Annotated in this window: 5 protein-coding genes; all 5 read right to left on the bottom strand. The window is 33.8% G+C overall.

All coding sequences use genetic code 11. The features are described from left to right. Positions 1-205 precede the first annotated feature (205 nt). From BN30_RS07960 to BN30_RS07940, 5 genes are read right to left on the bottom strand one after another with little or no spacing between them, the layout of a single operon-like run. Entirely contained in the window at positions 206-1,180 is a 975-nt protein-coding gene (locus tag BN30_RS07960; RefSeq protein ID WP_019214981.1) for a tetratricopeptide repeat protein, read from the bottom strand. Next, positions 1,180-1,923, bottom strand: a complete 744-nt coding sequence (locus BN30_RS07955; RefSeq protein ID WP_195890982.1) for a hypothetical protein — start codon at positions 1,921-1,923, stop codon at positions 1,180-1,182. The genes BN30_RS07960 and BN30_RS07955 overlap by 1 nt, the downstream gene beginning before the upstream one ends. Further along, positions 1,877-3,571, bottom strand: coding sequence for a B12-binding domain-containing radical SAM protein (locus BN30_RS09445; protein WP_019214979.1), 1,695 nt, complete (start codon positions 3,569-3,571; stop codon positions 1,877-1,879). The genes BN30_RS07955 and BN30_RS09445 overlap by 47 nt, the downstream gene beginning before the upstream one ends. After that, complete coding sequence (gene argS, locus BN30_RS07945) at positions 3,571-5,265, bottom strand: arginine--tRNA ligase (protein ID WP_423219287.1); 1,695 nt, start codon at positions 5,263-5,265, stop codon at positions 3,571-3,573. Before argS ends, BN30_RS09445 begins: the two co-directional genes overlap by 1 nt. Positions 5,266-5,277: 12 nt before the next feature. Then, entirely contained in the window at positions 5,278-7,647 is a 2,370-nt protein-coding gene (locus tag BN30_RS07940; protein ID WP_019214977.1) for an endonuclease MutS2, read from the bottom strand. Position 7,648: the final 1 nt, after the last annotated feature.

The raw sequence follows: 7,648 nt of genomic DNA, 5'->3' as shown, positions 1-7,648 counted from the left end.
AAAAAAGTTAAACAATTTTAAATTATTTTTAAAATTGTGTAAATACGTTTCTGTTACCACTATCTATAGTATTATTTAGTATAAGCTATTATTATCTTTTCCAATAAATTTTTTCAATTTTTATTTATAAATCTATAAAAAAACGCCCTCACTGGCTTACTCGTCAATGAGGGTTCATCTATTATTTATTCATCTATTTATTCATCTATTTATTCATTATATCTCTTTGTTCTTTCATCTTCTCTAAGTACTCTTTGGTGCTCGGAGTATAATCTTCTTTCTTTATCTGCTTTTCAAGTATAGCGATGGCGCTATCAAGATTGCCGCTGTTGTAGTTTGATATCGCAAGCTGATCCATGTACTGAGCGCTCTGCCTGTCCTTGCTTGCCTCTATCGCGTAGTCAAGTGCTTCTTTGAAATTACCTGTCATAGTCATCACAACGCTTAAGTAATAAAAAACTCTGTCGTCCTTAGCATTATCAATATTTTGAATCAATATATCATATGCTTCTTTAAATTTTTTCACGCCTATAAAGTACTCTGCTAGTTCAATTTTATACTCTTCATAGTCAAGGCTCAAAACGCCCTCTACTTCTTCTTTTTTCTCAAGCTCGTTCTCAAGCTTCAGATATTTTTCAAAGTATGCCCTGCTTCTGATATAATCTTTTTTAAATCTATAGTAATAGCCTAGCTTGTATAAAGCGTATTTTGTTTCTTTATTATTAAGATATATATTTTTAAGATATATATTTTCAAAAATTTCTATAGCTTCGTCAATGGCTTTTTCTTTATACTTTTCTTCAAGCAGCGAAACATATAAGTATACATAATTTATATCCTCATAATTTTCCTTAAGATAATAGGCATAGATTAGCCTTATGTCAAGGTCCGCATCTTCGTTTAAAGCCTCATGGAGTAAAAACTTATCAAAGTCCTTCACGGTTTTGATGGCCTCTTCATAAGCCTCTTTATGCTTAAAATTATTATCAAGCGCCAAAACTATTGGCATGGCTTTTAAAAATAATTTTACATCTATATCTTCTTTATTCTCTTTTACAATATTTCTCATGTCCTTGATAAGCACTGGATAATCAACATTTTTCTTAAACGCGCCTCTTTCGTCTTTTAAGTCTATGAAAAATATTTCGCTTAATAAATATTTAAAGCTATCGATATTCATTAGTCCATTCTCCTTCTAAATGCTCTCATTCGCATTGATGAATTGTCAAGTATTTTGAATAGGTGGCCTCTATATATAAAGATGATTGGCAATAAAACGTAGCTAACTAGTTTTCTTAAGATAAGAGTACCCGCAAATATATCATTGTTAAGCGCAAGCATCAATAGTATTGCCGCGAATAACCATTGAAGAAAGTTCTTTGCAAAAAATTTCGCTCCATAAGTAAATATGGCAAGGCTGTTGCTCTCTGTTTGATAAAGCGTCTCAAATGATGCGTTAAAAATGAAAACGGCAATTAAGTTCACAATCATTTTTTGAATTAATAGCGTATGATCTATTTGGTACGGATCGTAAAATGAGCCTGTTCTAAAAATCATATCTAGTGCTAAGCCAAACAAATATGTTATAAAAACGTAGTTAATTAGCTTTGTTAGATAGTATTTATATCCTACAAAAATGCTATTTAAGCTAATTTTTTCGCCTTCAACTACTCTTGATAAAAGGCTCGCAATAAATGAAAATTTCAAAAGCATAAGTATATACATGACTAGACTAATCAGCATAATGGTAAAACCGCCGCCAAAAGCCATAGCAAGTGCCATGCTTATTATATTTGTCACATAATCAAAGGCAAATAGTCCAAGCATTGTTATGATTAAAACTAGAAAATTGTCTTTAATTGTTACAAATAGCCTTTTAAACGCTTCTGTGTTTGTATAAATTATATCTTTGAACATAATCATCACTGATCCTTTCTACGTCCTCGTCAACAAGGTATGCCGCTCCATACATAAGTATGATGGCGACTTTATTGACGATGTCTTTGTTCTTCTCTTCTATATATTGCCATAAATAAGTTTTTCTAAACTCTTCATCTCTTAAAAGGCTATGAAGCTTGTCGCCTCTAAGCTTTGTAAATGGCATAAAATCTAGCGGTGCCTGTGATTTAACGTTTACTGCATAATCAAGGCTTAAAGTCTCAATTAGTTTATCTGAAAGAATGTCTTTTGCTTTTAAAAATTCATAGACTAGTCTATATAAATTTTCTTTTTTAATAGTTTTGTCCACGCCAAAGTTTTCATCTATAAAATTTGCTAGATCTTCAAACATTGCAAATGGGCTTGTATACTTTGATTCAAGTATATCAAGCGTCCTTTTAAAGCTTCCTTCGTTATAAATTTTGTCAACTACATAATCAATTTTCTTTAGCTCAATTATTTCATCTGTCGATAAAAATTCATTCTTCAAAACTTCATAAGGCGCATAATCAGTATACTTGTAGTCAAAAATCAACTCTTGCGAGCGAACTAAAGAGCCTTTAAGCATTTTCAAAAAGCCTAGCTGAATTTTTTCTATCTTAAAATCATAAAGATAATTAAAAGACTCTTTAAAGCTTTCAAAATCCTCGTAAGGAAGTCCAGCTATAAGATCTATATGCTGATGTATAGTCCCTAAATCCTTAATCTTTTGTGAATGCTCTTTTATTCTCTCAAGGTCATTGTGCCTTTGAATCGCTTTAAGGGTTTTCGGGTTTATCGACTGAAGGCCAATTTCAAACTGAATCATATCCTTAGGAAGCTTCTTTAAAGTCTCGTAAAATCTATCACTCATCCTATCGAGAGTGATTTCAAAATGAAATTTAGTATTCGTTTTATTGTTTTCTAAAATGTGTTCGATTATATTTATGGCAAAGTCTTCGTTTGAGTTAAAGGTTCTGTCTATAAACTTAACTATGGACGGCTTCATAGCTATTAGCCTATCTAAATCCATCTTCACTAAGTCTATAGGCTTATATCTAAGACCTTTTATTGCTGAAGATAAACAAAAAGAACACCTATATGGGCAGCCTCTTTGTGCTTCATAATAGAGTGTTCTATGCTCCAAAGCCTCTTCATCTTCATAAGGAAAGCTTAAATCCTTCATGTCGATAAGGGGTGCTTCTTCAGTTTTAATGTATCTATTATCATTAATATAGGCTAGATTGTGAACTTCATCGATACTTAGCTTGCCTTTTTTATAAAGAATAAATTCTTTCATAGCTCTCTCGCCCTCGCCATAAATTATGTAGTCACAGGCTGGATTTGCTCTAAGAAAACTTTCTTTTTCGAAGCTAACCTCAGGTCCGCCTAGGACTATAGTGTAGCTTGGCTTAATCTTTTTAAGTGAATTAATTACTTTTCTTATATAATCAATGTTCCAGATGTATGACGAAAACATAAGTACATTGGCGTCTTTCTTATGAAGCTCATAGACAATATTCTCCAAAGGCTCGTTTATGGTAAATTCCTCAAATGAAGAATCTACCATATCTTTAAGCTCATTGTTTAAATATCTTATAGCAATATTTGTATGTGAAAACTTTGCGTTAATACCTACAAATACGACTTTCATTACATTCTATCTGGAGTTTGTACTCCTATTAAGTTCATGCCTACTTTAATTGCTTTTTGAACTATGTCAACTATAGCAAGTCTTGAATTTGTAAGCTTTTCATCATCTGTAATTATTTGATTTGCTGCGTAATATTTGTTAAATGCTTTTGCTATGTCGATGATGTTTCTTGTGATATAGAATGCTTCGTATTTTTCCATAGCTAAAACTATAGTTCTTGGTAAATCGTAAACATATTTTAAAATTTCGTATGCTTCATCTTTAACTAGATTAAAATCAACTTTAGCTGGATCGAATCCGCCGTTCTTTTCGATTAATGATTTGCATCTAGCATAAGTGTATTGAGCATAAGGGCCTGTTTCTCCCTCGAATGAAAGTGTTTTATCCCAATCAAATACATAATCTTTGATTCTTTGGTTAAATAGCTCTTGGAAAACTATTGCTCCAGTACCAACCATCTTAGCTACTTCTTCTTTATTTTCAAGATTTGGATTTCTCTTTTCAATAATTTCTCTAGTTTTTTCTATTGCCTTATTTAAAACGTCTTCAAGTTTTAATACTCTTCCTTGTCTAGTTGATAAAGCGCCGTCCTTTAATGAGATTAAGCCGAAGTTAACATGTATACAATCATCTGCCCACTCGTCTCCCATAAGCTTAAGAACTTGCTTCCATTGTTGGAAGTGAAGATTTTGTTCGCTGGCAACTACGTAGATATTTTTGTAGAAATCATAAGTTTTCTTTCTATATCTTGCTGCAGCTATGTCTCTTGTAGCATAAGTTGTTGTTCCGTTGGACTTAACTATGATTAGTGGAGTTAGTCCATAAGGTTTTAAGTCAACGATGTATGCGCCGTCGTCCATCTTGCCTATGTTCTTTTCTTTTATCTCTTCGATAACTGCTGGCATCTTGTCTGAGTAGAATGCCTCGCCCTTGTATGAGTCATATTTTATTCCAAGCATATCATATACTTTTTCGAACTCAACTATAGAAAGTTTCTTCATCCAAGTCCATATTTCAGTTGCTTCTTCATCGCCTTGTTCAAGCTTTTTAAACCAGTCTCTAGCTGTGTCTCTTGCAGCCGGATCAAGCTCTTGAAGTTTATTGTATCTTACATATAAATCAAGAAGTTCATCAATAGGATTCTTTTCGATAGCTTCTCTGTCGCCCCATAATTTATAAGCTGCTATAAGCATACCAAATTGAGTACCATAGTCACCTAAGTGATTGATGGCGATTGTGTTATAGCCAAGGTGCTTGAATATATGATAAAGAGCGTTACCAATAACTGTTGATCTAATGTGACCTATGTGCATTGGTTTTGCAATGTTAGGAGATGAGAACTCAACTATAACATTTTTGCCCTTACCCATATCTGATGAACCATACATATCACCTTTTTCTTCTATCTCTTTATAAACTATTTCTAGAAGTTTTTCTTTACAGATAAAGAAGTTTACATAAGGTCCTGCATTTTCTACTTTGTCAAAATATTCATTATGTGATAATTTTTCTTTAATCTCTTCAGCGATTAAATTAGGTGCCTTCTTATATGTTTTTGCTAGTCTAAATACTGGGAAGGCGTAATCGCCCATATCAAACGATGGCGGTGTTTCAATTAGGTTTTCTATCTCTTCTTTAGATAGTCCCTCAATTACTGTGCTTAACGCATCTCTTACTTTTTCCTTAAAATTTATCATAATTACCTCCTATTTAATAACAGCTACGGTAGCTCCCGAACCGCCTTCCGTATAATCTGCTTCTCTATATTCTATAACATGTTTGCTATTTTGTAAATACTTTCTTATTGCATCTCTAAGTGTGCCTGTACCTTTTCCGTGAATTATTCTGACCTCTTTAAGCCTTGCAAGATAGGCATCATCAAGATATTTGTCTAGTAAAATTATCGCTTCATCAACTGTTCTTCCAATTAAATTTATTTCTGAACTTATATTTTTTGACTTAGCTTTGTTAATGGACCTAGTTTTTTTCTCGGCCTTTACTTCTTCTTTAGATTCACTTCGCTCTATATCCTTAATATTGCTTCTAACACTCATAATTCCGACCTGAATGTTTAAATCACCTTTCTCATCAGGAAGTGTTTCTACTTCTCCAAACTTGTCTATGCTAATGATTCTAACGCTTTCGCCAAGTTTGATGTCCTTTGGAATCTCTTTTGTACGCTTTTTATTGTCTTTTATCTTTAATCTGTTTTCATCTTCAAGGTCCCTTAGATAGTCCTTTGCCTCTTGAAGCCTTCGCCTGTCCTCTTTTTTTGATAAAGATGAGATGTCTTTTAATTCGTCTATAATGAAGGCGCTCTCGTTCTTTGCTTTCTTAACTATCTCTCTTGCTTCTTCTTTTGCCTTGTTAATGATGGCTTCTTGCTTTTCTTCAAGTTTTTTATTTTTATTCTCAAGCTTTTCTCTAAGCCTTTCTATCTCTTCATTCTCTTCATTTATTTTAATTCTTTTATTTTCAATATCAGTTCTATCTTCTTCGATGGCCTTAAGAACATCTTCAAAGCGAGTATCGTTCTCATTAAGAAGCTCTTTCGCGCTATCAATAATCTTTTGATCAAGGCCGAGCCTTCTAGATATTTCAAAAGCATTTGACTTGCCCGGTATACCTATGATTAGCCTATATGTTGGTGAAAGAGTATCGACGTTAAATTCCATCGACGCGTTTTTCACTCCTTCGCTCGTAAGCGCATAAAATTTGATTTGTGAGTAATGCGTCGTCGCCATGGTCCTGATTCTTCTCTCTCTAAAGAGTTTTAATATGGATATGGCAAGGGCCGCTCCCTCAGTTGGGTCTGTGCCTGCGCCTAGTTCGTCAAATAAAACTAAATCATTATACTCGGCATTTTCAACTATATGAACAATATTTTTCATGTGCGAAGAAAATGTTGATAGTGACTGCTCTATCGATTGTTCATCGCCTATATCAGCAAAGACTCTATCAAAGACCGCTACCGATGAATTATTATCGCATGGTATGTTTAATCCAGACTTTGCCATCAGCGTAATAAGTCCAACTGTCTTTAAGCTAACCGTCTTACCGCCTGTGTTTGGTCCTGTGATTATAAGCGATGTGTACTCATCTCCAAGTTCAAGCGTAGTTGGCACTACCTTATCTTTCGGTATTAATGGGTGCCTTGCATTTTTTAGATTGACATAGCCTTTATCGTTAAGTATCGGTTCTGTCGCCCTCATCTCTCTAGCGAGCCTTGCTCTTGCGAATATAAATGAAATGCTTTTTAAAGCTTCTTCATTCGTTTCAAGATAGGCCTTGTACTCAGAGACCTCGCTTGATAGCTCATAAAGTATCCTTTCTATCTCTTTTTTCTCTTCGTTTTCAAGCTCCCTTAGCTCGTTATTTAGTTTAACGACTGCCATCGGCTCGATAAAAACTGTTGATCCCTTTTGAGATATGTCGTGAATCATACCCTCAACGCTTGATCGATACTCATTTTTAACAGGAATTACATACCTTCCTTCTCGCATAGTAACTATGGCGTCTTGTAAATATTTTTTTGTTTTATCACTAGTTATATATGAATTTAATTTATCTTCTATCGCTTGATTCTTAAGTTTTTTGCTACGCCTTATGCTTCTTAAAGTGCTCGAAGCGCTATCCGCAACTTCATCTCTTGATACTATAGTCATGCTAAGCTTTTTCTTAAGATCATCAAGTGAAGCTAGACTATCATAAAGCTTTCTTAAGTGATTTAAATTTAAATTTTCATCATCTATAGATGTTTTTAAATATCTCTTAATTGAGCTTACTAAGAAGATGTTTTGCATTATATCGTACAAATCTTCTATAAATAACATGGATCCAAGACTTGCCTTTGAGACAAGATGCTTTATGTGTGATGCAGCCGAGTAATCTATGTCTCCGTACCTCACTAAAACCCTGTAGGCTTCTGATGTTTCCTCTTGCATGCGCCTTATCTCATCTATGTCATTTGACGGCTCAAGATTTTCTACCAAGTCTCTTGCAAGCTCCCCTTGAGTCAAGTCTAGTAGCATTTCTATTATTTTGTCATATTCTAAAACTTTGAGTGCTTTGTCCATT

It is taken from the genome of Fenollaria massiliensis (assembly GCF_000312505.2).
GTDB lineage: Bacteria > Bacillota > Clostridia > Tissierellales > Peptoniphilaceae > Fenollaria > Fenollaria massiliensis.
The sequence above is the reverse complement of the archived record's forward strand: the minus strand, read 5'-3'. Positions and strand labels throughout refer to the sequence as shown.

Coding starts and splice junctions, on each gene's coding strand:
- BN30_RS09445 (WP_019214979.1), bottom strand. CDS start 3,571: ATGAAAGTCGTATTTGTAGGTATTAACGCAAAGTTTTCACATACAAAT.
- BN30_RS07940 (WP_019214977.1), bottom strand. CDS start 7,647: ATGGACAAAGCACTCAAAGTTTTAGAATATGACAAAATAATAGAAATG.
- BN30_RS07960 (WP_019214981.1), bottom strand. CDS start 1,180: ATGAATATCGATAGCTTTAAATATTTATTAAGCGAAATATTTTTCATA.
- BN30_RS07955 (WP_195890982.1), bottom strand. CDS start 1,923: ATGATTATGTTCAAAGATATAATTTATACAAACACAGAAGCGTTTAAA.